Source organism: Streptomyces sp. NPDC059866, assembly GCF_042731325.1.
GTDB classification, from domain to species: domain Bacteria; phylum Actinomycetota; class Actinomycetes; order Streptomycetales; family Streptomycetaceae; genus Streptomyces; species Streptomyces flavusporus.
The window spans coordinates 1-23,265 of the sequence record NZ_JBHWJT010000015.1 but is presented as its reverse complement, the minus strand read 5'-3'; the positions used below and the strand labels follow the sequence as shown (position 1 = coordinate 23,265).

At 69.2% G+C, this 23,265-nt stretch carries 27 protein-coding genes and 1 pseudogene; 8 read left to right on the top strand and 20 right to left on the bottom strand.

Going from position 1 to position 23,265, the window contains the following annotated elements; translation table 11 throughout:
* Nucleotides 1–34: 34 nt before the first annotated feature.
* From ACFV7R_RS23210 to ACFV7R_RS23195, 4 genes are all read right to left on the bottom strand, one after another.
* Nucleotides 35–490 carry an Lrp/AsnC family transcriptional regulator gene (locus ACFV7R_RS23210; protein ID WP_129799414.1) on the bottom strand — a complete coding sequence of 152 codons (456 nt, stop codon included), beginning with the start codon at nucleotides 488–490 and terminating at the stop codon, nucleotides 35–37.
* 54 nt (nucleotides 491–544) lie between these two features.
* Complete coding sequence (locus ACFV7R_RS23205) at nucleotides 545–1,195, bottom strand: UbiX family flavin prenyltransferase (RefSeq protein WP_129799615.1); 651 nt, start codon at nucleotides 1,193–1,195, stop codon at nucleotides 545–547.
* Between the two features lie 111 nt (nucleotides 1,196–1,306).
* Nucleotides 1,307–2,209, bottom strand: coding sequence for a menaquinone biosynthesis prenyltransferase MqnP (gene mqnP / locus ACFV7R_RS23200; RefSeq protein ID WP_385266382.1), 903 nt, complete (start codon nucleotides 2,207–2,209; stop codon nucleotides 1,307–1,309).
* Nucleotides 2,206–3,663 (bottom strand): menaquinone biosynthesis decarboxylase, encoded by a 1,458-nt coding sequence (locus ACFV7R_RS23195; RefSeq protein WP_385266380.1) that lies wholly within the window; start codon nucleotides 3,661–3,663, stop codon nucleotides 2,206–2,208. Before ACFV7R_RS23195 ends, mqnP begins: the two co-directional genes overlap by 4 nt.
* A gap of 89 nt (nucleotides 3,664–3,752) precedes the next feature.
* Here ACFV7R_RS23195 and ACFV7R_RS23190 point away from each other — a divergent pair, with 89 nt between their 5' ends.
* On the top strand, nucleotides 3,753–4,091 hold the full coding sequence (locus ACFV7R_RS23190; protein ID WP_385266377.1) for a PLD nuclease N-terminal domain-containing protein: 339 nt from the start codon (nucleotides 3,753–3,755) through the stop codon (nucleotides 4,089–4,091).
* A gap of 9 nt (nucleotides 4,092–4,100) precedes the next feature.
* On the opposite strand, the gene ACFV7R_RS23185 is transcribed toward ACFV7R_RS23190, so the two are convergent.
* Together ACFV7R_RS23185 and ACFV7R_RS23180 are read right to left on the bottom strand one after the other, a co-directional pair.
* Complete coding sequence (locus tag ACFV7R_RS23185; protein WP_385266375.1) at nucleotides 4,101–4,592, bottom strand: hypothetical protein; 492 nt, start codon at nucleotides 4,590–4,592, stop codon at nucleotides 4,101–4,103.
* A gap of 134 nt (nucleotides 4,593–4,726) precedes the next feature.
* A complete protein-coding gene (locus ACFV7R_RS23180; RefSeq protein ID WP_385266373.1) occupies nucleotides 4,727–6,523 on the bottom strand; it encodes a protein kinase in 1,797 nt (598 codons plus the stop codon).
* 171 nt (nucleotides 6,524–6,694) lie between these two features.
* Between ACFV7R_RS23180 and ACFV7R_RS23175 the strand changes: the two genes are divergently transcribed.
* Nucleotides 6,695–7,294 carry a TetR/AcrR family transcriptional regulator gene (locus ACFV7R_RS23175; protein ID WP_385266371.1) on the top strand — a complete coding sequence of 200 codons (600 nt, stop codon included), beginning with the start codon at nucleotides 6,695–6,697 and terminating at the stop codon, nucleotides 7,292–7,294.
* Here the strand turns inward: ACFV7R_RS23175 and ACFV7R_RS23170 are convergent.
* On the bottom strand, nucleotides 7,275–7,418 hold the full coding sequence (locus ACFV7R_RS23170) for a DUF397 domain-containing protein (RefSeq protein WP_385266813.1): 144 nt from the start codon (nucleotides 7,416–7,418) through the stop codon (nucleotides 7,275–7,277). The two genes, ACFV7R_RS23175 and ACFV7R_RS23170, sit on opposite strands and share 20 nt — an antisense overlap.
* 55 nt (nucleotides 7,419–7,473) lie before the next feature.
* On the opposite strand from ACFV7R_RS23170, the gene ACFV7R_RS23165 reads away from it, so the two are divergent.
* Complete coding sequence (locus tag ACFV7R_RS23165; RefSeq protein ID WP_385266370.1) at nucleotides 7,474–7,923, top strand: nucleoside deaminase; 450 nt, start codon at nucleotides 7,474–7,476, stop codon at nucleotides 7,921–7,923.
* A gap of 12 nt (nucleotides 7,924–7,935) precedes the next feature.
* Here the strand turns inward: ACFV7R_RS23165 and ACFV7R_RS23160 are convergent, their stop codons facing one another.
* The 10 genes from ACFV7R_RS23160 to hemL all read right to left on the bottom strand — a co-directional run bounded on the left by ACFV7R_RS23160 (nucleotide 7,936) and on the right by hemL (nucleotide 17,776).
* Complete coding sequence (locus ACFV7R_RS23160; RefSeq protein WP_385266368.1) at nucleotides 7,936–8,343, bottom strand: SRPBCC domain-containing protein; 408 nt, start codon at nucleotides 8,341–8,343, stop codon at nucleotides 7,936–7,938.
* Between the two features lie 38 nt (nucleotides 8,344–8,381).
* Nucleotides 8,382–9,287: a CU044_5270 family protein gene (locus ACFV7R_RS23155; RefSeq protein WP_385266367.1), complete on the bottom strand. Its 906-nt coding sequence runs from the start codon at nucleotides 9,285–9,287 to the stop codon at nucleotides 8,382–8,384.
* Nucleotides 9,284–9,889: an RNA polymerase sigma factor gene (locus ACFV7R_RS23150; protein WP_385266364.1), complete on the bottom strand. Its 606-nt coding sequence runs from the start codon at nucleotides 9,887–9,889 to the stop codon at nucleotides 9,284–9,286. The genes ACFV7R_RS23155 and ACFV7R_RS23150 overlap by 4 nt, the downstream gene beginning before the upstream one ends.
* Before the next feature lie 76 nt (nucleotides 9,890–9,965).
* On the bottom strand, nucleotides 9,966–11,048 hold the full coding sequence (ccsB, locus tag ACFV7R_RS23145; protein ID WP_385266361.1) for a c-type cytochrome biogenesis protein CcsB: 1,083 nt from the start codon (nucleotides 11,046–11,048) through the stop codon (nucleotides 9,966–9,968).
* A complete protein-coding gene (locus tag ACFV7R_RS23140; RefSeq protein ID WP_385266359.1) occupies nucleotides 11,045–12,775 on the bottom strand; it encodes a cytochrome c biogenesis protein ResB in 1,731 nt (576 codons plus the stop codon). The genes ccsB and ACFV7R_RS23140 overlap by 4 nt, the downstream gene beginning before the upstream one ends.
* A 3-nt stretch (nucleotides 12,776–12,778) precedes the next feature.
* Complete coding sequence (locus ACFV7R_RS23135) at nucleotides 12,779–13,486, bottom strand: cytochrome c biogenesis protein CcdA (RefSeq protein WP_263493550.1); 708 nt, start codon at nucleotides 13,484–13,486, stop codon at nucleotides 12,779–12,781.
* A gap of 64 nt (nucleotides 13,487–13,550) precedes the next feature.
* Nucleotides 13,551–14,183: a TlpA family protein disulfide reductase gene (locus ACFV7R_RS23130; RefSeq protein ID WP_385266356.1), complete on the bottom strand. Its 633-nt coding sequence runs from the start codon at nucleotides 14,181–14,183 to the stop codon at nucleotides 13,551–13,553.
* A gap of 77 nt (nucleotides 14,184–14,260) precedes the next feature.
* Nucleotides 14,261–15,490 carry a hypothetical protein gene (locus tag ACFV7R_RS23125; RefSeq protein ID WP_385266353.1) on the bottom strand — a complete coding sequence of 410 codons (1,230 nt, stop codon included), beginning with the start codon at nucleotides 15,488–15,490 and terminating at the stop codon, nucleotides 14,261–14,263.
* 289 nt (nucleotides 15,491–15,779) lie between these two features.
* Entirely contained in the window at nucleotides 15,780–16,463 is a 684-nt protein-coding gene (locus ACFV7R_RS23120; RefSeq protein ID WP_385266350.1) for a histidine phosphatase family protein, read from the bottom strand.
* The gene (hemL, locus tag ACFV7R_RS23115; RefSeq protein WP_385266347.1) at nucleotides 16,460–17,776 is read right to left on the bottom strand and encodes a glutamate-1-semialdehyde 2,1-aminomutase; all 1,317 of its coding nucleotides are present in this window, start codon (nucleotides 17,774–17,776) and stop codon (nucleotides 16,460–16,462) included. Before hemL ends, ACFV7R_RS23120 begins: the two co-directional genes overlap by 4 nt.
* Before the next feature lie 307 nt (nucleotides 17,777–18,083).
* Between hemL and ACFV7R_RS23110 the strand changes: the two genes are divergently transcribed.
* On the top strand, nucleotides 18,084–18,740 hold the full coding sequence (locus ACFV7R_RS23110) for a hypothetical protein (protein WP_206306890.1): 657 nt from the start codon (nucleotides 18,084–18,086) through the stop codon (nucleotides 18,738–18,740).
* Nucleotides 18,741–18,807: 67 nt separating this feature from the next.
* On the opposite strand, the pseudogene ACFV7R_RS23105 reads toward ACFV7R_RS23110, so the two are convergent.
* Nucleotides 18,808–19,495: pseudogene (locus ACFV7R_RS23105) on the bottom strand (tyrosine-type recombinase/integrase); the annotation flags it as partial.
* Nucleotides 19,496–19,555: 60 nt separating this feature from the next.
* Between ACFV7R_RS23105 and ACFV7R_RS23100 the strand changes: the two are divergent.
* The 4 genes from ACFV7R_RS23100 (at nucleotide 19,556) to ACFV7R_RS23085 (ending at nucleotide 21,570) form a co-directional block, all read left to right on the top strand.
* On the top strand, nucleotides 19,556–19,846 hold the full coding sequence (locus ACFV7R_RS23100) for a hypothetical protein (RefSeq protein ID WP_385266831.1): 291 nt from the start codon (nucleotides 19,556–19,558) through the stop codon (nucleotides 19,844–19,846).
* A gap of 9 nt (nucleotides 19,847–19,855) precedes the next feature.
* Nucleotides 19,856–20,188, top strand: a complete 333-nt coding sequence (locus ACFV7R_RS23095) for a hypothetical protein (protein WP_385266344.1) — start codon at nucleotides 19,856–19,858, stop codon at nucleotides 20,186–20,188.
* A 66-nt stretch (nucleotides 20,189–20,254) separates the two neighbouring features.
* Nucleotides 20,255–20,887 (top strand): hypothetical protein, encoded by a 633-nt coding sequence (locus tag ACFV7R_RS23090; protein ID WP_385266342.1) that lies wholly within the window; start codon nucleotides 20,255–20,257, stop codon nucleotides 20,885–20,887.
* 41 nt (nucleotides 20,888–20,928) lie between these two features.
* Nucleotides 20,929–21,570: a hypothetical protein gene (locus ACFV7R_RS23085; protein ID WP_385266339.1), complete on the top strand. Its 642-nt coding sequence runs from the start codon at nucleotides 20,929–20,931 to the stop codon at nucleotides 21,568–21,570.
* Between the two features lie 265 nt (nucleotides 21,571–21,835).
* On the opposite strand, the gene ACFV7R_RS23080 is transcribed toward ACFV7R_RS23085, so the two are convergent.
* Both ACFV7R_RS23080 and ACFV7R_RS23075 read right to left on the bottom strand, forming a co-directional pair.
* Nucleotides 21,836–22,483, bottom strand: coding sequence for a class I SAM-dependent methyltransferase (locus ACFV7R_RS23080; RefSeq protein WP_385266336.1), 648 nt, complete (start codon nucleotides 22,481–22,483; stop codon nucleotides 21,836–21,838).
* Nucleotides 22,484–22,849: 366 nt separating this feature from the next.
* Nucleotides 22,850–23,265 (bottom strand): SDR family NAD(P)-dependent oxidoreductase (locus ACFV7R_RS23075; RefSeq protein WP_385266333.1); only part of this gene is annotated, 416 nt, incomplete at its 5' end.

Sequence of the window (23,265 nt, the reverse complement as noted above, 5' to 3'; positions counted from 1 at the left end):
CGCCCTTTCTACGACAGCTCGCCCAACGTTACGCCTAGACCTCCTCCGGCAGCTCACCCACCCGGTTCTCCCACTTGGTGGAGAGCACGATGGTGGTACGGGTCCGGGACACGCCCTTGGTCCCGCTCAGCCGCCGGATGATCCTCTCCAGCCCGTCGACGTCCGTCGCACGCACCTTGAGCATGAACGAGTCGTCGCCGGCGATGAACCAGCAGTCCTCGATCTCCGGCAGGTCCTTCAACCGGCGTGCCACGTCCTCGTGGTCGGCGGCGTCGGAGAGCGAGATGCCGATCAGGGCGGTGACGCCGAGACCGAGCGAGGCGGCGTTCACGGTGGCGCGGTAGCCGGTGATGACACCGGCCGCCTCCAGCCGGTTGATGCGGTCGGTGACGCTGGGGCCCGACAGGCCGACGAGGCGCCCCAGCTCCGCGTAGGAGGCCCGGCCGTTCTCCCTCAGGGCCTGGATGAGCTGCCTGTCCACGGCGTCCATGCGATCGAAGCCTTCCGCTGAAGTGTCTGACGAGTTCCTGGAGTTGATCAGGCGTTAGGTGGTGCGGGACCCGCCGCCCAGTTCGCCCTTCCAGCGGCGGTAGAGCGTGTGCGGGACGCCCGCCGCGTCGAGGACACGTCCGGCGACGAAGTCGACGAGGTCCTGGATGTGGGTGGCGCCCGCGTAGAAGGCGGGCGAGGCCGGCACGACGGTGGCGCCCGCGTCGTCGAGGCTGACGAGGTGCCGGAGCGTCTGTCCGTTCAGCGGGGCCTCCCGCACGGTCACGACCAGCGGGCGGCCCTCCTTGAGGGTCACGCTCGCCGCTCGTTGCAGCAGGTCCTTCGAGAGCCCGAGGGCCACCCCGGCGACACACGCGGTCGAGGCCGGCACGATGAGCATCCCCTTCGCGGGGTACGACCCCGAGGACGGCCCCGCCGCCAGGTCCCCGGCACTCCAGTGCCGTACGCCCGAGATGTCCACGGCGAACGCGTCCGGTTTCCCGTCGGCCCCCCGCGCGAGCCATTCCCGCAGGTCGTCCTGCCAGTGCGCGTCCCGGAACGACAGACCGGTCTCGTCGAGCAGCGTGAGCCGGGAGGCCCTGCTGACGACCAGGTCGACGCTCTCCCCCGCATCCAGCAGCGCTCGCAGCACGGCGGCGGCATAGGGCGTACCGGACGCCCCGGACACCCCCACGATCCAAGGCACGCGCTGCGTTTCTCCTGCGTTCACACCTTGAGCGTACCGGTGTACGGAAAGGTCTTCAGGACCGGTGGGGTGCCCCCCGGGTCATGCCCTCGAGGGCAGGGCGAACGCTGTTCACACGGTCAGGCCCCGGACCAGGAGATCCAGCAGCGCGCACCCGAACAGGGCAATCCCGATGAACCCGTTGACGCTGAAGAACGCGCGGTTCAGGCGGGACAGGTCGTGCGGGCGGACGATCGTGTGCTCGTACAGGAACGCGCCGGCGACGATCAGCAGACCCAGCCAGAAGAACGTGCCCGCGTCGGTCACCACGGCGTACCAGACGAACAGCGCCGTCGTCACGGCGTGGCAGACCCGCGCCCCCCAGATCGCCGCCGGGATCCCGAAGCGGGCCGGGACCGACATGACGCCGATCTCGCGGTCGGTCTCGACGTCCTGGCAGGCGTAGATCAGGTCGAAGCCGCCGATCCAGATGCCGACGGCCAGGCCCAGGATCACCGCCTCCCAGGACCACTCGCCGGTGACGGCCAGCCAGCCGCCGACCGGGCCCATGGCCTGGGCGAGGCCGAGGATGGCCTGGGGAAAGTTCGTGAACCGTTTGCCGTACGGGTAGACCACCATCGGGATCACCGCGACGGGGGCCAGGGCCAGGCAGAGGGGGTTGAGCAGGGCCGCCGCGCCGAGGAAGACCACCAGGGCGATGAGGGCGCCGGTCCAGGCGTGCCGTACCGACATCGCGCCCGTCACCAGCTCGCGGTGGGCCGTTCGCGGGTTCCGCGCGTCGATCTCACGGTCGATGATCCGGTTGACGGCCATCGCGAAGGTGCGCAGGCCCACCATGCAGATGGTGACCAGCAGCAGCCGACCCCAGTGGATGTTCCTGTCCCACTGGAACATCGCGGTGAGGGCCGCGATGTAGGCGAAGGGCAGGGCGAAGACGGAGTGCTCGATCATCACCAGGCGCAGGAACGCCTTCGTGCGCCCCGGCTGCGGGAGCGCCGCGGAAGCCGAACTCACAGTCCGTACTCCTTCCAGCGGCGGTCGACCTTCGCCGCCGTATCGGGGTCGGACAGCACCATGTCCGGCCAGCCGCCGTCGCGCGTGTAGCCCTCCTCGGGCCACTTCTTCGTCGCGTCGATGCCCGCCTTGCCGCCCCAGAACTGCTGGTAGGAGGCGTGGTCGAGATGATCGACGGGGCCTTCGACGACCGTGAGGTCGCGGGCGTAGTCCGTGTTGCCGAGGGCCCGCCAGGCGACCTCGTGCAGATCGTGGACGTCACAGTCGGCGTCGACGACCACGATCAGTTTGGTCAGGGACATCATGTGCGCACCCCAGACCGCGTGCATCACCTTCTGCGCGTGCTTGGGGTACTTCTTGTCGATCGACACGATCGCGCAGTTGTGGAAACCGCCTGCCTCGGGCAGGTGGTAGTCCACGATGTCCGGGATGATGATCTTCAGCAGGGGGAGGAAGAAACGCTCGGTCGCACGGCCGAGGGGTCCGTCCTCCGTCGGGGGGCGGCCTACGACGATCGACTGCAGGAGGGGCCGCTTCCGCATCGTCACACAGTCGATCTTCAGCGCCGGGAACGGCTCCTGTGGCGTGTAGAAGCCGGTGTGGTCGCCGAACGGGCCCTCGGGCAGCATCTCACCGGGCTCCAGCCAGCCCTCGATGACGACCTCCGCCTGCGCCGGCACCTGGAGCGGCACGGTCTTGCAGTCGACCATCTCGATCCGCTTGCCCGCGATGAACCCGGCGAACAGGTACTCGTCGATGTCGCCGGGGAGGGGGGCGGTGGAGGCGTAGGTGACGGCGGGCGGGCAGCCGAAGGCGATCGCGACCGGGAGCCGCTCGCCGCGCCTCGCGGCGACCTGGTAGTGGTTGCGGCTGTCCTTGTGGATCTGCCAGTGCATGCCGATGGTGCGCTTGTCGTGGCGCTGGAGGCGGTACAGGCCGAGGTTGCGGATCCCGGTCTCCGGGTGCTTGGTGTGGGTCAGCCCCAGGTTGAAGAAGGAGCCGCCGTCCTGCGGCCAGGTGAAGAGGGCGGGCAGCGCGTCGAGGTCGACGTCGTCGCCGCGCAGCACCACTTCCTGGACGGGTGCATTGTCGGATTTGACCTTCTTCGGCGGTACGTGGGTCATCGCGCCGAGCTTGCCGAAGGCCTCGCGCACACCGACGAACCCGTGCGGCAGCTCCGGCTTCAGCAGCCCGCCGATCTTGTCGCTGATCTCGCCGTACGACTTCAGGCCCAGGGCCTTCAGCAGCCGGCGGTCGGTCCCGAAGACGTTCATGGCGAGGGGCATCGACGACCCCTTCACCTTCTCGAAGAGCAGCGCGGGACCGCCCGCCTTCTGCACCCGGTCGACGATCTCCCCGATCTCCAGATACGGGTCGACCTCCACCTTGATGCGCTTCAGGTCCCCCTCGCGCTCCAGTGCCCTGAGCAGGGAGCGAAGATCGTCGTATGCCATGGGGCCAAGTATCCCCGAGGGGCTACCCTGGCCCCGTCACGGGGGCCGTGCGCGCGGCTCCCGACCACCGTTCCACAAGGGGAGTGCTGATGCTCCGGATCCTGATGTTCGTGGTGCCACTGGCACTGAGCGTGTATGCGTTCATCGACTGCATCAGCACCGACGAGAAGGACATCCGGCACATGCCCAAGCCGCTGTGGGCGATCCTCGTACTGCTGTTCCCGCTCGTCGGATCGATCTCCTGGCTGATCGCGGGCAAGAAGCGGCACCCGGCCGGCCCGGGCCGCCCCGGCGGCTGGGCGGCCGGCGGACGCCGGCAGCAGTGGGTCGCGCCGGACGACAACCCGGAGTTCCTGAAGTCCCTTTCCGAGGAGGACCGGGAGGAGCGGGACGGCCGGGACAAGAAGAAGGACGGCGACGACAGCTGAGGCCGAGCGTCAGGACTGCGCGTACGAGCCGAGGCCGATCAGGCAGTACACGTACTCGTTGATGGTCGCGCCGTTGATGGTGTAACGGGACGAGAAGGCGTACTCCGTCCTGGGATTGCTGCTGCAGCGGCTCATGTCCGAGGTGAAGGGGATCGTCTCGATCACCTGGTAGTGGGCGTCGGATGCCGAGCAGGAGACCTCCTCCACGTCGCTGACCTCCTGTGCGGTGGTGGAGTTGGGCAGCGTTCCGTTGAGGCAGGTGCCGGACTCGTACGGGTCGGGGGCCTCGGTCTCGGTGTCGTACGGGTCTTCGGCGTAGGGGTCGTCGGTGTCTTCGGTGTACGGATCTTCCGTGTACGGCTCGTCGGTGTACTCGTCCTCGGTTGGCTCGTCCTCCGTGTACGAGTCTTCGGTGCTGGGGTCGTAGGGCGCGGAGCTGCTCTCGTAGGCGGAGGAGTCGGTGGTGTTGTCGCCGGCGGCGCATCCGCTGGTCAGCGTCACGAGTAACACGGTCGCTGCGGCGGCTCCCAACGCCCCCAGCCATTGGGAGCCGCGCGACCGAGTAGGGGTGGAAGGGAGGTTGGGCGAAGACGACACTGGCAGCTCCAAGTCGTGAGGACGATGCAGGGACAGGGCTACAACTTCGTCCAGCGCTGCGAGACCTTCCCCGACTCACAGGTCGCGGCGCTGGGCCAGCCGGCGGACTCGTCGAGGCACAGGCTGTTGTACGTGCTCTGCAGGGTGCCGCCGGAGCCGGTGCGCCAGGACTGCTGGGCGCTGCCGTCGCATGTGCCCGTGCTGGTGACGTTGCCGACACTGGCGGTCAGGCACTGACCGCTGTACTCGTTGACCAGCTGGTAGGCGCCGCCAGACCCGTTCTTGTACGCCCACGACATCGCCGGGCTGTCCGAGCAGCCTCCGAACCTCACGCCGTAGGTGCCCTGACTCCCGTCCAGGCAACGGCCGTTGTAGGCGTTCTTGAGCTGGAAGTAGCCGGTGGGGGCTGCTGCGCCCGCGCCCGAGTCGGTGGCGCCGTCGGTGTCCCGGCCGGAGGTGCCCGAGCCTGCGGAACGGTCGTTTCCGTCCGAGCCACTGCCTGCGGCTGCGTCGCCGGAGTCGTCCTGCACGCCTTCCTCTCGGGCTCCGCTGTCCGCGGCCTGCGACGTGGCCGGGGGCGGGGAGTTCGATGGCCTTGCTGTGTTCGAGGGCCTCGGGTCCGAGGAGGGCGACGAGGACGGCGTGGGGGTGAGGGAGGCCGGGACGGAGGCGGACGGCTTGGCGTGGGCCCCGTCCGGTGGTGGGGAGGTGTTCGGCAGAAGCTGGATGGCGAGGGTCGTGCCCGTGACGACGACCACGACGGGGACGACGGCGAAAAGGACGCGGGTCCGGCGACGGTCGGGCCGCTCCGGGCGCTCTGGGGACTCTGAGGGCTCCGGGCGGGACGAGGACGGCTTCGGTTCGGCCTCCGGGTCCGGAACGGTGTCCGGAACACTCTCCGGAATCGTGGGAATCGCCGGAATCGTCTCGGAGAACGCGGTCCGCTCAGCCAGCCGCTCGGTGACGGCCTCCGGCCACAGCGGTTCGGTGAACGGCCCGTGCCGTTCGGCGAGTTCGACGAGTTCAGCCGCTGTGGGGCGGCCCTCGGGATCCTTGTCGAGACAGGCCTCCACGGTCTCGACGAGGCCCGGGCACCGGTCCCGCAGCGGCCCGAGGTCCGGCTCCTCGTGCACGATCCGGTACAGCACGCCGTGCCCCGACTCGTCGCCGAAGGGCGGACGGCCGCACGCCGCGTACGCCAACACCGAGCCGAGCGCGAACACGTCGACGGCCGGAGTCAACCGCCGGGCCCCCGAGGGCTGTTCGGGAGACATGTAGGCGGGCGTGCCCACGACCATGCCGGTCCGGGTGAGCTGGCTCTGCTCGGCCGCTCGCGCAACACCGAAGTCGATGAGCGTGAGGCCGTCGAGCGTCAGCATGACGTTGGACGGCTTGACGTCCCGGTGCACCATCTCCAGAGCGTGCACCGCCGCCAGCCCCGCGGCCGCCTCCCGTAACAGCAGCCACAGCGCCTCGGGGGGCAGGGGTCCCCCGTGCACCTCGACGGCCTCCCGCAGGGTGAGCCCTGGGACGTATGCGGTGGCGAACCACGGTGGCCGTGCGGTGCGATCGCTGGCGAGCAGCGGCGCGGTGGCGCGCTCGGGCAGCCGCGAGAGGTTGTCCAGCTCGTGCCCGAAGCGGCGCAGGAAGGCCGGGTCCTCGCCGACGACGGAGGGCAGCAGCTGCTTGACGGCGGCGTACCGCCCCTCGTACACGCCGAGAAACACCCGCCCCATGCCGCCGGATCCGAGCCGTCCGGCCAGCGGGATCGGCCCGATCCGCCGCGGATCGTCGTCCTCCAGCGGCTCGGCCCCGCTGCCGTTGAGGTTCAACACGCGCCAACGCCCCCCGATGTCCCCGTTCAGTGGCACCCGAACCCACGTCCACCCCTCCCCCCGACGGGCGGACGCAAGTCCGGGCACGGGCACAAGTGTGGGGCAAAAGACAGCAGAGTTGGAGGGTTTTTCTAGAAAATCACTCTAGAAACCTGCCGTACAATTTCCTTCATGAGCCCCAAGCAGCACCGCGGCGAGGTCACCACCGACCTTCTCCTGAACGCCGCGCTGCGCGTGTACGCCGAGTCGGGTGAGCAGGGGCTGACGGTCAGCGCCGTCACCAAGGCCAGCGGGGTCAGCCTGGGCAGCCTCTACCACCACTTCGGCAGCATCGACGGCCTCGTCAACGCCCTGCTGATGCGCTGGCTGGAACGGCTGCTGGGCGAGATGGTCACCGCCGTGAAACGTTCCCGCAGCGCCCGGACCGGTGTCCGCGCCATCGTGAAGGCCTACCTGGGCTTCATCCAGGAGCACCCGGAAGCGGGCATGCTGCTGCACTCCTCCCGCGCCGACCGCCTCGGAATGACGCAGGCCAGACAACTCCGTGACGCCCAGGAGGCCAGGCTGTCGCCGCTGTCGGACTGGATCAACCTGTACGTCGAGAAGGGCGAGATCGCGCCCCTGCCGCCGGCGCTGATCGAGAGCCTCGTCCTCGGCCCCGTCATCGGCACCGCCCGCCGCTGGCTGGCCGTCGGCGACGTCGACCTCGACGAGGCGGCGCGTGTCCTGCCGGAACGGATCTGGCGGTCGATCAGCGCAGGGTCGCAGTGAACGCGGACCACGCCTCGCGGCGGACGACCAGGACGGGGCCATCAGGGTTCTTGCTGTCGCGGACGGGGACGACGGCGGGGACAGCGGTGCTGGAACGCCAGTGACACCACCGCCTTTGAGGCAGTGACCGTCGGCTCGGGCACGTTGCCTCGGTGCTTGCACGCCAGCAGAGTGGACGTATGGATCAGGCACAGTCCCGCGCGTGGCTCGCCACCGCCGTCGCCGAGGCCCGTGCCGGGCTGGCGGAGGGCGGCATCCCGATCGGCGCCGCGCTGTACGGCTCCGACGGCACCCTGCTCGGCCGCGGCCGCAACCGGCGCGTCCAGGACGACGACCCCTCGATGCACGCGGAGACGGCCGCGTTCCGCAACGCCGGGCGGCAGCGCTCCTACCGCGGTACGACGATGGTGACGACGCTCTCGCCGTGCTGGTACTGCTCCGGCCTGGTCCGGCAGTTCGGCATCTCGCGGGTGGTGATCGGCGAGGCCGTCACCTTTCACGGCGGGCACGACTGGCTCGCGGAGCACGGCGTGGAGATCGTGCTCGTCGACGATCCCGAGTGCGTGGCGATGATGCGCGCCTTCATCGCCACGCACTCGGCTCTGTGGAACGAGGACATCGGTGAGTGAGCCGTAGGCCTGCTACGGGGCGCCGGCCTCCAGGAATGCGATCAGACGTTCGAAGCGGGCGCGCCAGCGTGGCTCCGACTCCTGCTCGCCCTCGAACTCGTGGGTGAACCGCAGGGCGCTGCCCTCCTCCCCGTCGCGCTCCAGGTGGAAGCGGATCCGGCCGCCGTCCTGCACCGTGTACTCGGCGACCCGGTCCACGTCCCAGGCGGTCACGTGTCCGGAGCCGACGTCACGCAGGGTGACCGCGCCGCCGAGGCGGGGTTCGAGCACGTCGGCCGGGGTGAACCAGGCCGCGAGCCCGTCCCCCGTGGTCAGCGCGGGCCAGACCTGTTCCATGGGCCGCGGAAGCCGCACCAGGAAGTGCAGGATGTGCGTGTTCCCGTGGGTCTGGCTGGTGCCCTGCTCGATGGAACCGGTCATGACACCAGCCTCACCCCGCCGGGGACGATATGCACCCCTTACGGCCGCTGACCCGCCTTGTCGACGACCGTGCGCTCCAGGATCGCGCTGCGCCCGGTCACGTCGCCCTTCTCGAAGCCCGACGGGCGGTCCTCGACGGCCACTTCCCGCTCTCCGAGGAACTCCTTGGTCTCCTTGTCGAAGATCAGCTCGACCCGCTCCCCGTCGTCCACCCGGGCGACCGCCACGCCGTGCCGCCCGGCCGCGTCGACGGCGTCGTCGATCACGAAGACGCCGGGGATCTTCGCGGCCGCCCGGTAGAGGGCCGCGGCCTGGGCCGGTGGCATCAGGGACTCGCGGGCGAGGTCGCCGACGAGGACGAAGTTGGCCTCGTCCTTGCTGCTGCCCTGGCTGACACTGTTCAGCCAGTCGAACATCCGGTCCGGGTCGGTGGGCAGGGTCTGGAGGTGCCGGTAGTTGGTGTTGGAGGGGATCCCGGGAGTCTCCTTCTCCAGCAGCTCGTGGTCGGAGCGGACCACGGGGTCGTGCAGCATGCCCCGCTTGCTGCCGTCCGCCGAGAGCCACACCTCGCGCTGGTGGATCGGTTCGAGCTTCGCGGGCTTGCCCTCCTCGTACACGCTCCAGCCGACCTTGCTCTTGATGTACACGAACTGGTCGTCACGGATCTTCAGCGTGTCCGCCTGCTCGGCAGCCAGCGCGATGTCCTCCAACAGCGCCACGGCCTCCTTCGAGGCGGTCGGCGTCGGCTGCTCGCCGGACGGTGCGGCGAGGGTCAGGGTCACGGCGGTCACGGCCGCGACGGCACCCGCAACGAGCGCGGGCCGCAGCCACTTGGGGCGCGTGCGCTGCTCGGTCGGTGCCTCTCGCCGGATCTCGGTCATCAGATGCTCCTTGAGGAGTCGGTGACGGCCCGGCGGAAGGTCGCGTTCGGGAAGCTGGTTCATCGGTTTCCCTCCCTGATGGGCCTGACCGCGGTGGTGCGGTCACCTCTCATCTGTCCGTGGGGGTGAGGCGGTTCCATGTGTTTCGCGAGTTTTGTCCGCGCGCGGGAGAGCCGTGATCGTACGGTGCCGACGGGCACGCCGAGCGCCTCGGCGGCAGCGGCGTAGTCGAGCCCCGACCACACGCACAGCGCCAGCACCTCGCGCTCGGCGCGCCGCAGCTTGGCCAGGGCGGTGCGTACGAGGGCCAGTTGGGCGGCGTCGTCGATCCGCCCGGCGACCTCGTCGGCGAAGTCCCGTACCGTCTCGTCGCGCGGCAGTCGGGCGACGGCGGCGGCGTGTCTTCGGGCGGCGCGGCGGGAGTTGCGCGTGACGTTGGTGGCGAGGCCGAGCAGCCAGGGGCGCGGTGAGCCGCCGTCCTCGTCGAGCTTCTCGCGCAGCCGCCAGGCTTCCAGGAAGGTCAGCGAGACGACGTCCTCGGCCGTCGACCACTCGCCCGTGAGCCGGAAGGCGTGGTTGTAGACGGAGCGTGCGTACGCGTCGAAGAGAGCACCGAAGGCGTCGTGGTCCCCCGCGCGGATGCGTTTCCGCAGATTCGTATCCACGTCCCTTTGCCTGTCCGTACGACGAGGGCCGGTTCCCGTGACCTGGGTCACAGGAACCGGCCCTCGCGTGGGGGACTTACACCCCGGCGTACGAGTGCTTGCCGGAGACGAAGAGGTTCACGCCGTAGTAGTTGAACAGCCAGCACGCGAACGCGATCAGCGCCAGGTAGGCGGCCTTGCGGCCCTTCCAGCCGGCCGTGGCGCGGGCGTGCAGGTAGCAGGCGTAGGCGACCCAGGTGATGAACGACCAGGTCTCCTTGGGGTCCCAGCCCCAGTAGCGGCCCCACGCGTCGCCGGCCCAGATGGCGCCCGCGATGATCGTGAACGTCCACAGCGGGAAGACGGCCGCGTTGACGCGGTAGGAGAACTTGTCGAGCGAGGCCGCGGCGGGCATCCGCTCCAGCACGGAGGTCGCGAAGCGGCCGGGCTTGCCGCCGCCGGCGAGCTTGTTCTCGTAGGAGTCGCGGAACAGGTACAGCAGCGTGGAGACGGCGCCGACGTAGAAGACCGCGCCGCAGAAGATCGCCGTGGAGACGTGGATGTACAGCCAGTACGAGTGGAGGGCGGGAACCAACTGGTCGCTGGCGGTGTACAAGACAGTGACGGCCAGGCCGAGATCGAGGAGGACCGTGGTGACCAGGGGAAGGCCGAGCCAGCGGACGTTCTTCTTCAGCGCGAGGAGTGAGAGGTACACGCCTACGGCGACGGTGGAGAAGGTGATGTTGAACTCGTACATGTTGCCCCACGGCGCCCGCTGCACCGAGAGCGCACGGCAGAGCACACCGCCGGCCGCGAGGAGGAAGGCGAGCACGGTGAGGGACACGGCGATACGCCCGTAGAGGTCGCCCTGCGCGTCCCCGCCGTGTGCTCCGGGTCCGTCCGGTACGTCACGGCTGCCGGCCGCGGCCCGGACGACGACCTTCGGCCGCTCCAGAACGGCGGTCCCGCCGGCCTTGCGCACGGTCACGGCCGGGGCGTCGGCCGTGGTGCCGGTCTTGGCGGTGAGCGCGGCGGCGGTGCGGCCGACCTTGCTGCGGCTGCCGAAGAGCCATTCGGCGATGTAGGCGAAGAAGGCCAGGGTGTAGATGGCCATCGCGGAGTAGATCAGCGTGTTGCTGAGGTCCGCGAGATTCTCGTTGGTCGCGGCGGCGAGCGTCACTGCTTCTCAGCCCCTTCGGCAGGAACAGCGGAGTCGGTTGGGTGGGGTTCGTGATCGGGGTCGGGTGCGCCAGGTGCCTTCTCGTACAGGAGCCCGGCGAGGTCGCCCAGTTCCTCCGGTACCTTTGCGGACTCGCTGCGGCCGAGGCCGGCCATCTCCACGACGGTGACTCCGTCGGCGCCCCGCACCGCCCGCACCCACACACGGCGGCGCTGGACGAACAGGGAGGCGGCGAGGCCGAGGATCGCGGCGATCGCTCCGGCGAGCGCCCAGCCGCTGCCGGGCTGCCGGGCGACCTGGAAGCCGGCCCACTCCTGGATGCCCTCGAAGGTGACCGAGCCGGCGCCGTTCGGGAGCGTCATGGTCTCGCCGACGGCCAGCCGCTTCTTGAACAGCTCGCCCTTGGAGTCCTTGAACTCCTTCAGGTGGCTCTTGTCCAGCTGGTACACGCTCTGCGGGATGCCCGAGTCGACGCCCAGGTCGCCGTGGTACGCCGACAGCGCGAGCCGTGGGTTCAGCACCGCCGGGAACTGGGACAGCATCGTGCCGTGGCCCTCGCCGGCGAAGGTCGGCACGAAGAAGGCGTTGAAGCCGAGCTGTTCCTTCTCGCCCTTGGCGTTGCGGTAGCCGTCCATGACCTTGATCGCACCGGAGGAGGTGACATTGGCGTCGAGCGGCAGCAGCGCCACGGCCTCCTTGTCCATCACGACGTTGCCCTTGGCGTCCCGGACGGTGACGATGGGCGCGTAGCCGTGGCTGACGAGGTAGACCTTCGAGGTGCCGATCTCCAGCGGCTCGTTGACCTTGATGGTGGTCTGCTGCTCCTTGCCGTAGGCGCCGACGCTGTAGGTGACCTTCGCCTGGTAGGTGCGCGGGGTGCCGCGGTTGGGGCCGGAGACCTCGTAGGTGCCCTGGAAGTCCTGCAGGTTGAAGCTGAACGCGTCCAGGTCGTCCTGGGTGAAGAGGCTGCCGGACTTGAAGTCGTCGTACTGGGTGAGGGTGTTGGCGAAGCCGTCGCCCTCGAGGATCAGCTTGTTGCCCTCGGACTTGAACAGCTGGCCCCAGCCGAAGGCGATCAGCATCACGATCAACGCGATGTGGAAGGCGAGGTTGCCGACCTCGCGCAGATAGCCCTTCTCGGCGGCGACCGCGTCACCGGTGGCGTGAGCACGGAAGTGGCGCTTCTTCAGCAGGGCCAGCGCGGCCTCACGGACCTGCTCGGGTTCGGCCTCGCTGCGCCAGGTCGTGTAGGCCGGGAGCCGGGTGAGGCGCTTGGGCGCGGCCGGCGGGCGGCCGCGCAGCTGGCCGACGAACTGCCAGGTGCGCGGGACGATACAGCCGATGAGGGAGATGAACAGCAGGATGTAGATCGCGGAGAACCACACCGAGCTGTAGACGTGGAAGAGGCCGAGCTTGTCGTAGATCGGCGCGAGGGTTTCGTGCCGGTCGCGGAAGTCGGCGACCGCGGTGGCGTCGCTACCGGTCTGCGGGATCAGCGAGCCGGGGATCGCGGCCAGCGACAGCAGCAGGAGCAGCAGCAGCGCGACCCGCATGGAGGTGAGCTGCCGCCAGAACCAGCGGGCCCAGCCGATGACGCCGAGGGAGGGCAGGTTGGGCGCCTCCTCGCGGGGCGCGGTGGACAGCTGGGAGCCGGCCGCGCTCAGGTCCTGGTCCTCGCCGGGGGCAGGGGTCTGGCCGGTGGGCGCGCTGGTTGTCGTCTTGCTCATCGATCAGATCCCCACAGTGAAGCCGTTGGACCAGGTCTGCATCTCCTGCACCAGGCTGTCCCACGCGCCGGTCAGCAGCAGCACACCGGTCGCGATCATCATGGTCCCGCCGATGCGCATCACCCAGACATAGTGGCGCTTGACCCAGCCGAAGGCACCGAGGGCCTTGCGGAAGGCGACGGCGGCGAGGACGAAGGGGAGGCCGAGGCCCAGGCAGTAGGCGATGGTGAGTATCGCGCCGCGGCCCGCGCTGGCCTCGTTGATCGCGAGAGCCTGCACCGAGGCGAGGGTCGGGCCGATGCAAGGCGTCCAGCCGATCCCGAACAGCGCGCCCAGCAGCGGGGCGCCGACGAGTCCGGCCGTCGGACGGGTGTGGAACCGGAACTCGCGCTGGGTGAGCCAGGGCATCAGTCCCATGAAGAACACACCCATGAGGATCATGAGCGCACCGAGCACCTTGGACAAGGTGGACTGGTGTTCCTGAAGGGTCTGGCCGAAGAACCCGAACAGCGCACCGCCCGAGACGAACACAGCGGTGAAGCCGAGCACGAACAGCGAGGCACCGATGGCCATCCGGCCACGCCGGGCCTCCGCCAGATCCGTACCGCCGACTCCGGTGACGTAGGACAGATAACCGGGCACGAGCGGCAGGACGCACGGCGAGAAGAAGGAGACGAGGCCGCCGAGCAGAGCAATCGGAATCGCGAGCATCAGAGCACCGCTGAAGACGGTCTCGTTCTGCCCGACGGCGGCGAGCACGGACACTCCGGTCACGTCACTTCTCCGCAAGGACCGGGGCGAGCATGTCGCGCAGCTTGTCCTCGCTGAGCGCCTGGAGCGTGCGGGCGGCGACCTTCCCGTCCCGGTCGATGACGAGCGTGGACGGGATGGCCTGCGGGTTGAGCGTGCCCTTCTCGAAGCGGAGCATCAGCTTGCCCGTCGGGTCGTACAGGCTCGGGTAGGTGACCCCGTACTCCTTCTCGAAGGCGAGCGCCGGACCGGTGCTGGTGTCACGGGTGTTGATGCCGACGAACTCGACGCCCTGGTCCTTGGTGTCCTCGTAGACCGTCTCGAGGTTCTTCGCCTCGGCGCGGCAGGGCGAGCACCACGAGCCCCAGACGTTCAGGACGACGACCTTGCCCTTGTAGTCGGCGATGTCGAGCTGCTTGCCGTCGACGGTCTCGCCGGACAGGTCGGGTACGGCGGTCCGGTCGCCCTTCTCGACGGTGTCGATGCCGTCGGAGCCCGCGACGAAGTTGGTGTCACCGCCGCCCCCGGAGGTGCCTCCGGAGCTGCATGCGGTGAGGGCGAGTGCCGCGGCGGCGGCCCCGGCCGTGAGCAGGGCGGCGCGGCGACGGGTGCGGCGTGTGGTGTTCGAGCGCAGGGGGGCGCGGCTGGCGGCACTCATGTGAAAAGTTTCGCATGTCCGTTCCGGGGATCTTGCGCACCCCCCTTGCGGGCGTGAACCCGCATCTCAGGACCACTTCAGAGCCGCTTCCACCCTTCGGCGGGCGCCTGCCCGACCTCGAGGGTCCGCAGCTTGTCGAGCACTTCCGGCTTCTGTACGTCCAGCCAGTCCACGAACTGCCGGAAGGACACCAGTCGTACGTCCCCGCCCTTCTCCTTCTCCCGCGCGATGTGCTTCAGCGCCTCCTCCACGGCGTCCATGTAGATGCCGCCGTTCCACTGCTCGAAGTGATTGCCGACGAAGAAGGGGGCGCGGTTTGTCTCGTATGCCCGCTTGAAGCCGGATATGTAGGCCTGTGCCGACTGCTCCCGCCAGCCCGGGTAGTTGTGGGAGGGGGCGTTGGTGGAGTTGACCGACTGGTTGGCGAGCATGTTGTAGTCCATCGAGAGGACCTCGAAACTGCGTCCGGGGAAAGGTATCTGCTGGAGCGGAAGATCCCATATGTCCTGCTTCTTGCTGGGCCAGACCTGAAGGCCGCCCGGCGCGGAGGCGTCATAACGCCAGCCCAGTTCGCGGGCGGTGGGCAGCAGGTTGTCCTGGCCCAGCAGACAGGGCGTACGGCCGCCGACGAGTTCCTTGTCGTAGTCGAAGGGCAGGGCGGGCAGATCGGTCCACCCCGTGTTGGTCCGCCACTCCTTCACGAAGGACTTCGCCTGATCGATCTCGCTGCGCCACTGCTGCGGCGTCCAGTTGCCGACCGAGCCGGACCCGGCGCAGAAGTGACCGTTGAAGTGGGTGCCGATCTCATGGCCCTCCAGCCACGCCCGGCGGATGTTCTTCAGCGTGTCCTTGATGTGCGCGTCGGTGAGGTAGCCGATGTCGGAGGCGCCGCGCTGGTTGTTCGGCGGGTCGTAGAGCCGCTTCTTCGACTCGGGCAGCAGATACAGGCCGGAGAGGAAGAAGGTCATGTGGGCGCCGTGGTCGCGCGCGAGGTCCAGGAAGCGCGGGAAGAGCCCGTTGCCGACCTCGCCGGCCCCGTCCCAGGAGAAGACGACGAACTGCGGCGGGGTCTGCCCCGGCTCCAACGGTTCGGGCTCGGCGGGCTGGTGGGGCTGCTTGCCGGTGAAGGCGGTGGAGCCGTCGCCGAGGGGGCGGTCGGGACGAGGGGTGGGACTGCCCTTGGTGGCGGAACCTCCGGCGTGGGCCGGCCCGTCTGAGGAGGTGAGGGTGCCGCACCCCGCGAGTCCGACGGCGGCCGCGGCCCCCGCGCCGAGCCCGATCGCTCCCCGTCGACTGATGTGACGCATGCCGTCCCCGTCCGTTGCGCTCTCTGGTGGTCACCCAGTCAGAGGGTGCGACGGACGGGGAGGTTCCGGCCGATTGCCAGCGTTTCGGAACGAATGCAACAACAGTGCAACAGCGCCCCATAAGGGGCGCGGGGCTGCATCGATACGCGGCTTCTCCCCCACTCTCGGCTTCGCTCGAGCGGGGGGACCCCCATGAGCGGGGGGGACCCCCACCGTCGGTGCGAACAATCCCCACCGGCCGGCAGCCGAAGAACTACTACCTGGAAAGCCCCACCAACCCAGCGGAGCGCTACGCCCCGAAGGCCTTGTCCTTCCCCTTCACCGGCTTGGCGCCCGCCAGCAGATGGGCGGGCACGAGGTCGCGGGCCGGCTCGGTGTAGCCGACGGACACGATCCGGTCGCCGTCGTAGGTGAAGGACGTCAGGGACGCGAGCGTGCACTGCCGGCGGCGCGGGTCGTGCCACAGCCGGCGCCGCTCAACGTACGACCGCACGATCCAGATCGGCAGCTGATGGCTCACCAGCACCGCCTCGTGCCCGCGCGCCGCGTCCTTCGCCGCGTCCAGCGCCCCCATCATGCGGATGACCTGCTCGAGGTACGGCTCACCCCACGACGGCCGGAACGGGTTGACCAGGTGCTTCCAGTTGCCGGGCCGCCGCATCGCGCCGTCGCCGACGCCGAACGTCTTGCCCTGGAAGACGTTGTCGGCCTCGATCAGCCGTGCGTCGGTCGCCAGGTCCAGGCCGTGCGCCTTGGCGATCGGGGTCGCCGTCTCCTGCGCCCGCTCCAGCGGGGAGGCGGCGACGTAGGTGACGTCGCGGGAGGCGAGGTGCTCGGCGACCCGGTCGGCCATCTGCCGGCCGAGCTCGGACAGGTGGTAGCCGGGCAGCCGGCCGTACAGGATCCCGTCCGGGTTGGCGACCTCGCCGTGCCGCATGACGTGGACGACGGTGATGTCACGGGTCTGGCTCATGCGGTCGCCTCCGCTGCCGCGCGGGCCGCCGCCGGAAGGGCGTCGGCGATCCGCTGGACGGCCTGCTCGTCGTGCGCGGTGGACACGAACCAGGACTCGAAGGACGACGGCGGCAGATAGACCCCGTTCGCCAGCATCGAGTGGAAGAACGCGTTGAAGCGGAACGACTCCTGCGCCCTGGCGTCCTCGTAGTCGCGCACCGGGCGGTCGGTGAAGAAGACGGAGAACATGTTGGAGGCGTTCTGCAGCGTGTGCGCCACGCCCTCCTTGCTCAGCGCCTCCGAGACCAGCGCCTGGATCTGCTGCGACACGGCGTTGATCTTGGCGTACGCGGCGTCGTCGAGCAGCCGCAGCTGGGCGAGCCCGGCGGCGGTGGCGACGGGGTTCCCGGAGAGGGTGCCGGCCTGGTAGACGGGCCCGGCCGGCGCGAGGTGCGCCATGACGTCACCGCGCCCCCCGAAGGCGGCTGCGGGGAACCCACCGCCCATCACCTTGCCGAAGGTCATCAGGTCGGGCACCACACCGTCGACGCCGAACCACCCGGCGCGGCTGGTGCGGAAGCCGGTCATGACCTCGTCGGAGATGAACAGCGCACCGTTGGTCCGGCACGCGTCCTTCAGCCCCTGGTTGAACCCGGGCAGCGGCGGTACGACGCCCATGTTGCCCGGCGAGGCCTCCGTGATGACACAGGCGATCTCGCCCGGGTGGGCGTGGAAGGCGGCGTGCACGGCCTCGAGGTCGTTGTACGGCAGGACGATGGTGTCGCCGGCCTGGGCGCCCGTGACGCCGGGCGTGTCGGGCAGCGCGAAGGTCGCGACACCGGAGCCTGCGGAGGCGAGCAGGGCGTCGACGTGGCCGTGGTAGCACCCGGCGAACTTGATCACCTTGGCCCGCCCGGTGAACCCACGGGCGAGCCGGATGGCGGACATGGTCGCCTCGGTCCCGCTGGACACCAGCCGCACCTGCTCGACCGGCGCGACCCGCTCGACGATCTCCTCGGCGAGCGCGACCTCGCCCTCACCGGGCGTACCGAAGGACGTACCGCGCGCGACCGCCTCCTGCACGGCGGCGATCACCTCGGGGTGGGAGTGCCCGAGGATCATCGGCCCCCACGAACACACCAGGTCGACGTAGTCCCGGCCGTCCGCGTCCGTCAGATACGGCCCCCTGCCGGACACCATGAACCGGGGCGTACCGCCCACCGCGCGGAAGGCCCGCACGGGCGAGTTCACGCCGCCGGGTGTGACGGCGGCCGCACGGTCGAACAGAGCCTGCGACGCAGGCGCTTCGTATGAATAAGGCAGTTCGCTCATGACCTGCGAGTTCTCCGACTTCTCGGACTCCGGTTGCCAGTGACCTCCTCAGGGTAGGCCAGCGGGGCCGGGCGGCAGGGGGCCGCCAAACCGGTGATCGATCCCACTCCCGTCTGCGAAACTGTGAGCCGATACTGGGACCTGTACGTACAGCTCATGCGGAGTATGGCGTTCAGGGGCTGCAAAGATCCTGCGGACAGGTGTTTCAACGCACGTTTCGGCGCGTGACCGTGGGGGAGGTCACTGACACGATGATCGGGTTGCGCAGCGGGCGCCACGCGTCCTAGAAAAGCAGTCGGGTGGAGATATGCATCGCGGTGGCGGACTGGGCGAAGGGACTGATGACCTGGGTCCTCGACGTGCCCGGCGGGGGAGGCACCGGCGCGACGCGGAGGAAGCCGCCGAAGCACGTCAGGCACAGACACAGGGTGTACCGAGTGAGCTCGAACCGATCGACCGGCGGATCGACCGAGGGGTCGACCGCCAGGTGGATCGCCTCCGGGCGGGGAGCAGGAATGGTGGTCGGGTGGGGGTGACGTACAAGTACTTCGGCGCGCCGGACGGTGCGACCGCGGCCCGCGTCCCGATCTCGATGCGCCCCGAGGAACTCGGCGGCGACGAACTCGGCATGAACGGCATGTTCACCAAGATCAAGCCGGAGACGATGGCCGCGATGGTCCTCACCGGCATCGAGGGTGTCCCCCTGCACAAGGTGCCGCCGCTGGAGCTGGTGGTCCTGCATCCCGACTACGCGGTCGTCAAGCTCCCGATGACGGTCGTGGACCCGCTGCGGGGCATCGGCGAGGAGGCGGTGGGCGCGGCGGCGTTCATCTGGTCGACGGTGCCGGACCGGGGTGGGCCGCGGGATGCGTTCAACGTGTACCAGCTGCTGCACGAGTGGCAGGACTTCAGCCATCGGTTGCATGAGGCGGGGCATCAGCCGTATTGCCTTGTGTGGCCCTGACCTGGGGTTTCGGTGGTTTCGGGCGGGGTTTTCAGACCCCGCCCTCGTCATGTGCCGGGAGGGGCCGTCAGGCGGCCAGGGCACATTGGGGGCACATGGGTTTGGGCGAGGGCACTGATGTGCTCTGGGCTTCTCCGGCGTCCTGGGGCTCCGCTTCCGTGAAGGCGTCGTCGATCGCCTTGCGGGTGCGGGTCTCGCTGGCAGCAGGTGCCTGTACGTCCGCAGCGTGAAGCCGGGGTCCGAGTGCCCGAGGTACTCGGACAGCGCCTTGATGCTCTCCCCCGCGTCCAGCAGTACGGAGGCTAGGCGTGCCGGAGGGCGTGCATGCCGTCTTCCGGGGCCGCCTGGAGGTACCTCGCCCCGCGCTCGCGGGGAGGTATGACGCCGGCGGCGGCCAGGGCGCGCTTCCAGTCGCCCATGTTGAAGACACTGCGGTTGTAGGCCCGCCCCTTCGCGTCGACGAAGAGGAGGCTGAAGGGCTTCCGCTCGCCGTCCGGCTTTATCCAGGGCAACGTGACCTCGACCGGCGGGAACTCCTTCATGTGGGCCTTGAGGGCGAAGGCGAGCTGAGCCGGCAGAGGTACGGACCGGATCTTGTTTCCCTTGGGCAGGGCGAAGACGGGCTTCGTGCCCACGAGCCGCACTTGGCGGTTGACGTGGACCCAGCCGCCCTTGAAGTCGATGTCCTCGATGGCGAAGCCGGACACCTCGCCCTGGCGCAGGCCACATCCGAAGGCGAGCTTGCCGCCGGCCTGAGCCGAGGGCTCAGGGGCGTCAAGGGCATCCTGGACGACACGGGGCGGATGATGACCAAATTGCCTGAAGGGCCGGGGCGGCAGACCCTCGGAGCGGCCCGTAACGCGATGCGCAAGTCCATCTCCCAGAACGTCGGCCTGGTCGCCAAGGGGCCGCTGAGGGTCAGCCCGTTGTCGACGCTGGTGCACCTCGGCGACAAGGAGATGGACGTCATGGACAAGTCGCTGGGAAAGAGCGACCTGACAAGCTGGGCCAAGGAGGAGTTCGGTACCGGCGAGAAGCCGTACAACGCGGCGTACTCGGACTGGAAGGACAACACCCTGAAGCCCGCCCCCGCCACCCACTGGTGAGGAATGACCATGGACCTGAACTCGGCGCAACGCATTGCCGAAGCCGAAGCCGCCCGTACCGGAATCGGCACCGGCCCCAACCGGCGGCTCCGGCTGACGCTGATCATCGGGATGCCGCTGTTCCTGCCGGTATTGGGAATCATGATCCTGGTGCCGAAGTCCCTGATGAATGACGTGCTCTACGTCTACGAGGCCGGGATAGTCGGCTGCCTCCTGCACTACGTCTGGGTGTTCGTGAAGTACCCCCGGCACGCGGGCCGTCCGCCCTACCTCACCGGGATCTCGCCATGGGCGGCGGCTTCTTCATACCCTCGCTGTTTTTCGGCTTCTGGCCGGGCATGATCGCCGCCCCGGCGTGGGCGCTCTTCGTAGGCGTTGCCTACGCCGTGGAAGTGACGCGGGGGCGCAATGACCACCGCTGAGCACCGCCGGCCCCCGAACGGTTTCAACCTGGTGCCGCCGCCCGGCTGGGACGTGATTCCGCTACGCACGGGCACCAAGGAAGCGATGGACCGCATCGTCCGCAAGGCCGTCGCACAACTGCCCGTCGGCTTTCCCAAGGACGACATTCCGAAGGCCCGGCTGAAGCTCACCCAGGAGATGAAGAAGGTCGTCCGCCGGGCCAGCGCCAAGGGAGGCATGACCCTCTACCTCCCCACCGAACGCCTCCACGGCATCGCGCTGCCCGTCTCGGTCGTGGCCTCCGAGCCGATCGAGATTCCGCGGGTCCGGCCCAACAGCGGCCCGGAATCGGTCCTGGCCGCGCTCGCCTCCGTGACTCCCGGTGCCGAGACGCGGGAGCTCGACACCATCGCGGCGCTGCGCTCGGAGCGAGACGTACCCGCCGACGCAGCCAAGGGCGTCGACGTTGCTCACCGCCGGGTCGAGTACTTCGTTCCGGTCCCGGACAGCGCCCCCGACCAGTACCTCACCTTCTCCTTCAGTGCCCTGATCGCGCCCGGCTCGGATCCCGCCTTCTACGACACCCTCGTGGAGTTGTTCGATGCCGTGATGGGCACCTTCCGCTGGAGCTACGCCTGAAGGCTCCCTTCTGCCGTGCCCCCCGAAGAAAGAGACCATTCATGTCCGAAGGCACTCTGTGGAGCACTGACCTCGGCGCCCCGCTCCACATCGACACGGATGCCAGCCCAGACCTCTGGGGCTATCTTCACCTCCAGATCGACAAGAAGACCTTCAAGGAATGGCTGGACCTGCACCTGACCGGCCTGGCCGCCGTCCACGACATCGAACTCACTCGCAAAATTCGCCGGTTCCACAAGAGCTTCTACGAGCAGACGATTGTCACGCTTCGGGACAAGCTGCAGGCCGACGAGGCGTTCATCTACCACCCCGTTCCGCTGACCTACATGCCGCTGGTGATGCACGCCACCCGCCTCCACTGCGAGGCCCGTGACGCTGCCTCCTGCGAGGGAGTCACCACGCTCACGGTGCCGCACCCGGACATCCCCGAGTGGCAGCAGCGAACCGGCAGCGTGCCGTTCGCCTCTCCCCACCTGGGCGCGGACGGGGTCCGGGTCACCCGCTCCTACCCTGCGGACAGCACCATCATGATGACCTCGGTGACGTACCACTGGCACACCCCGCCCGGCCTCCCCGACGTCCTGCTCCGCGGCCACCACGACGATCCGGAAGTGATCGCCGCGGCAATGGAGGCACTGGACGACTTCGCGCGGACGCTCCGACTTCCCGGGACGGCCCATTGACCGGCGCCGCCTGGGGCGGATTCAAGCGGTGAGCATTGTTGAGCGGCTTTCCGCATGCCCGTCCAGGACGCCAAGTACTACAGCCTCAGATCTTGTGACTGCTGATCGGCGATGTCGTTGTCTGGTCATGCTGGTTGATGTGGCGCCGGAGCACGTGGAGAAGTGGGCGGAGGAACTGGCCTCCACGATGAGCCGGTCGCCGCGGCTCGTCACGGTGTTGTTGACGACACACTTCCTCCCAGCGACCATGGCGCCGAACCCGGGGTTATGGGCGGGGTCTGCGCGCGTGGAGGACGAAGGCCGGGGGTGAGTTGCGCCATATCGTGCGGCTGGGCACGACTTCCTCGAAGCGCTCGGCCAGCAGCCCGCGGAACCGACGGGCGGGGCTGAGGGGAACGGCGTGGAGGTAGGTGAACGCGGTGAAGGCACCCGCCGGGGCGAGCACCGCCGCTGTCGCGTCCATCAGCCGGTGTTGGACGGCGAGGGGAAAAAGTGCCCAGGGCAGGCCGCTGACCACCACGTCGGCGCTTTCGATTTCACGCTCGTCCAGCAGGTGGCGCAGGTGTACGGCGTCGCGCTGGATCACCTCCGCCCCCGGGTGGCGGTGGCGCAGGCGCTGGGCGAGGAGTGGATCGATCTCGACGGCCAGGTGGCGGCCGCGCCCGCCGAGCCGGCGCTGGATCTCGGCGGTGAACGGTCCGGTGCCGGCACCCAGTTCCACCACGACGGGCTCTCCGCGTTCGGGCACCGGGGCGCAGACCGCCTCGGCCAGGTGCCGCGAGCTGGGGGCGATGGCCCCCATGCGGGCCGGTGCACGCACCCACTGCCGCAGGAACAGGGTGTAGTCGTTCGGCTCCTGCGAGGGCTTGCAGAGACGGCAGCGGGCTGTTCGTTGCGCGGTGCTGGTGGTCATGTCGATGCCCTTGTCGGAGAGTGGGGAGGGGGTGGGGGTGGGGGTGGTCGATCGTGTCGGCGTGAACGGGCAAGGCAAGGACGCCTGCCACCGGGAGGTGGCCGAACCGCTGGCCGCCGGGCATCCGTCCACGGAGGCGATCCACCCGATCTTCGAGGCGATCACCGAGCACGCCCGCGAGCGCGGCTCCCGCGGATCGCCGTTCCTGAACGCGGCCGCCGAGTACCCGGACGCCGACCATCCGGTATGGCGTCATCGGGACGGTGGAGCGCACATACGTGGCGCCCTTCGCGCGCAATTCGTCCTCCAGCAGGAACGGCGCCCTGCCCTCCTTGCCTGCCTCGGAGTTGGCTACGGGGATGGTGCTCAGACCTGCTCGGTGGGGCGTACGAGCAGTTCGGCGACGGCCACGTGCCGGGGGCGGGTCACGATGTAGCCGACGGTGTCGGCGATGTCCTGACTCTGCAACCGGTCGATGTCGCCCAGGGCGGCGACGATGTGCTGCTGGATGACGTCGGGGTTGTGCGTGCGCAGTTCGGTGTCGACGCTGCCCGGCTCGACGACGGAGACGCGGACGTGCTGACGGGCCAGTTCCTGACGCAACGCCTCGCTGAAGGCGCCGACGCCGAACTTGGTCGCGCTGTACACGGCGGACATGGCATAAGCGTTACGGCCGGCGAGTGAGCCGATGTTGACGATGTCGGCGACCTGGCGCGGCTCCTCGGCGGCGGCCTTGACCAGGTGGGGGACGGCCGCGTGGGCGGTGTACATCAGGCCCATGA

What these genes read in the sequence shown, in the direction of transcription:
- ACFV7R_RS23210 (WP_129799414.1), bottom strand. Translation starts at nt 490, where the DNA reads ATGGACGCCGTGGACAGGCAGCTCATCCAGGCCCTGAGGGAGAACGGC.
- ACFV7R_RS23195 (WP_385266380.1), bottom strand. Translation starts at nt 3,663, where the DNA reads ATGGCATACGACGATCTTCGCTCCCTGCTCAGGGCACTGGAGCGCGAG.
- ACFV7R_RS23190 (WP_385266377.1), top strand. Translation starts at nt 3,753, where the DNA reads ATGCTCCGGATCCTGATGTTCGTGGTGCCACTGGCACTGAGCGTGTAT.
- ACFV7R_RS23175 (WP_385266371.1), top strand. Translation starts at nt 6,695, where the DNA reads ATGAGCCCCAAGCAGCACCGCGGCGAGGTCACCACCGACCTTCTCCTG.
- ACFV7R_RS23165 (WP_385266370.1), top strand. Translation starts at nt 7,474, where the DNA reads ATGGATCAGGCACAGTCCCGCGCGTGGCTCGCCACCGCCGTCGCCGAG.
- ACFV7R_RS23160 (WP_385266368.1), bottom strand. Translation starts at nt 8,343, where the DNA reads ATGACCGGTTCCATCGAGCAGGGCACCAGCCAGACCCACGGGAACACG.
- ACFV7R_RS23155 (WP_385266367.1), bottom strand. Translation starts at nt 9,287, where the DNA reads ATGAACCAGCTTCCCGAACGCGACCTTCCGCCGGGCCGTCACCGACTC.
- ACFV7R_RS23140 (WP_385266359.1), bottom strand. Translation starts at nt 12,775, where the DNA reads ATGAGCAAGACGACAACCAGCGCGCCCACCGGCCAGACCCCTGCCCCC.
- ACFV7R_RS23135 (WP_263493550.1), bottom strand. Translation starts at nt 13,486, where the DNA reads ATGCTCGCGATTCCGATTGCTCTGCTCGGCGGCCTCGTCTCCTTCTTC.
- ACFV7R_RS23130 (WP_385266356.1), bottom strand. Translation starts at nt 14,183, where the DNA reads ATGAGTGCCGCCAGCCGCGCCCCCCTGCGCTCGAACACCACACGCCGC.
- ACFV7R_RS23125 (WP_385266353.1), bottom strand. Translation starts at nt 15,490, where the DNA reads ATGCGTCACATCAGTCGACGGGGAGCGATCGGGCTCGGCGCGGGGGCC.
- ACFV7R_RS23120 (WP_385266350.1), bottom strand. Translation starts at nt 16,463, where the DNA reads ATGAGCCAGACCCGTGACATCACCGTCGTCCACGTCATGCGGCACGGC.
- hemL (WP_385266347.1), bottom strand. Translation starts at nt 17,776, where the DNA reads ATGAGCGAACTGCCTTATTCATACGAAGCGCCTGCGTCGCAGGCTCTG.
- ACFV7R_RS23110 (WP_206306890.1), top strand. Translation starts at nt 18,084, where the DNA reads ATGCATCGCGGTGGCGGACTGGGCGAAGGGACTGATGACCTGGGTCCT.
- ACFV7R_RS23095 (WP_385266344.1), top strand. Translation starts at nt 19,856, where the DNA reads ATGGACCTGAACTCGGCGCAACGCATTGCCGAAGCCGAAGCCGCCCGT.
- ACFV7R_RS23090 (WP_385266342.1), top strand. Translation starts at nt 20,255, where the DNA reads ATGACCACCGCTGAGCACCGCCGGCCCCCGAACGGTTTCAACCTGGTG.
- ACFV7R_RS23085 (WP_385266339.1), top strand. Translation starts at nt 20,929, where the DNA reads ATGTCCGAAGGCACTCTGTGGAGCACTGACCTCGGCGCCCCGCTCCAC.
- ACFV7R_RS23080 (WP_385266336.1), bottom strand. Translation starts at nt 22,483, where the DNA reads ATGACCACCAGCACCGCGCAACGAACAGCCCGCTGCCGTCTCTGCAAG.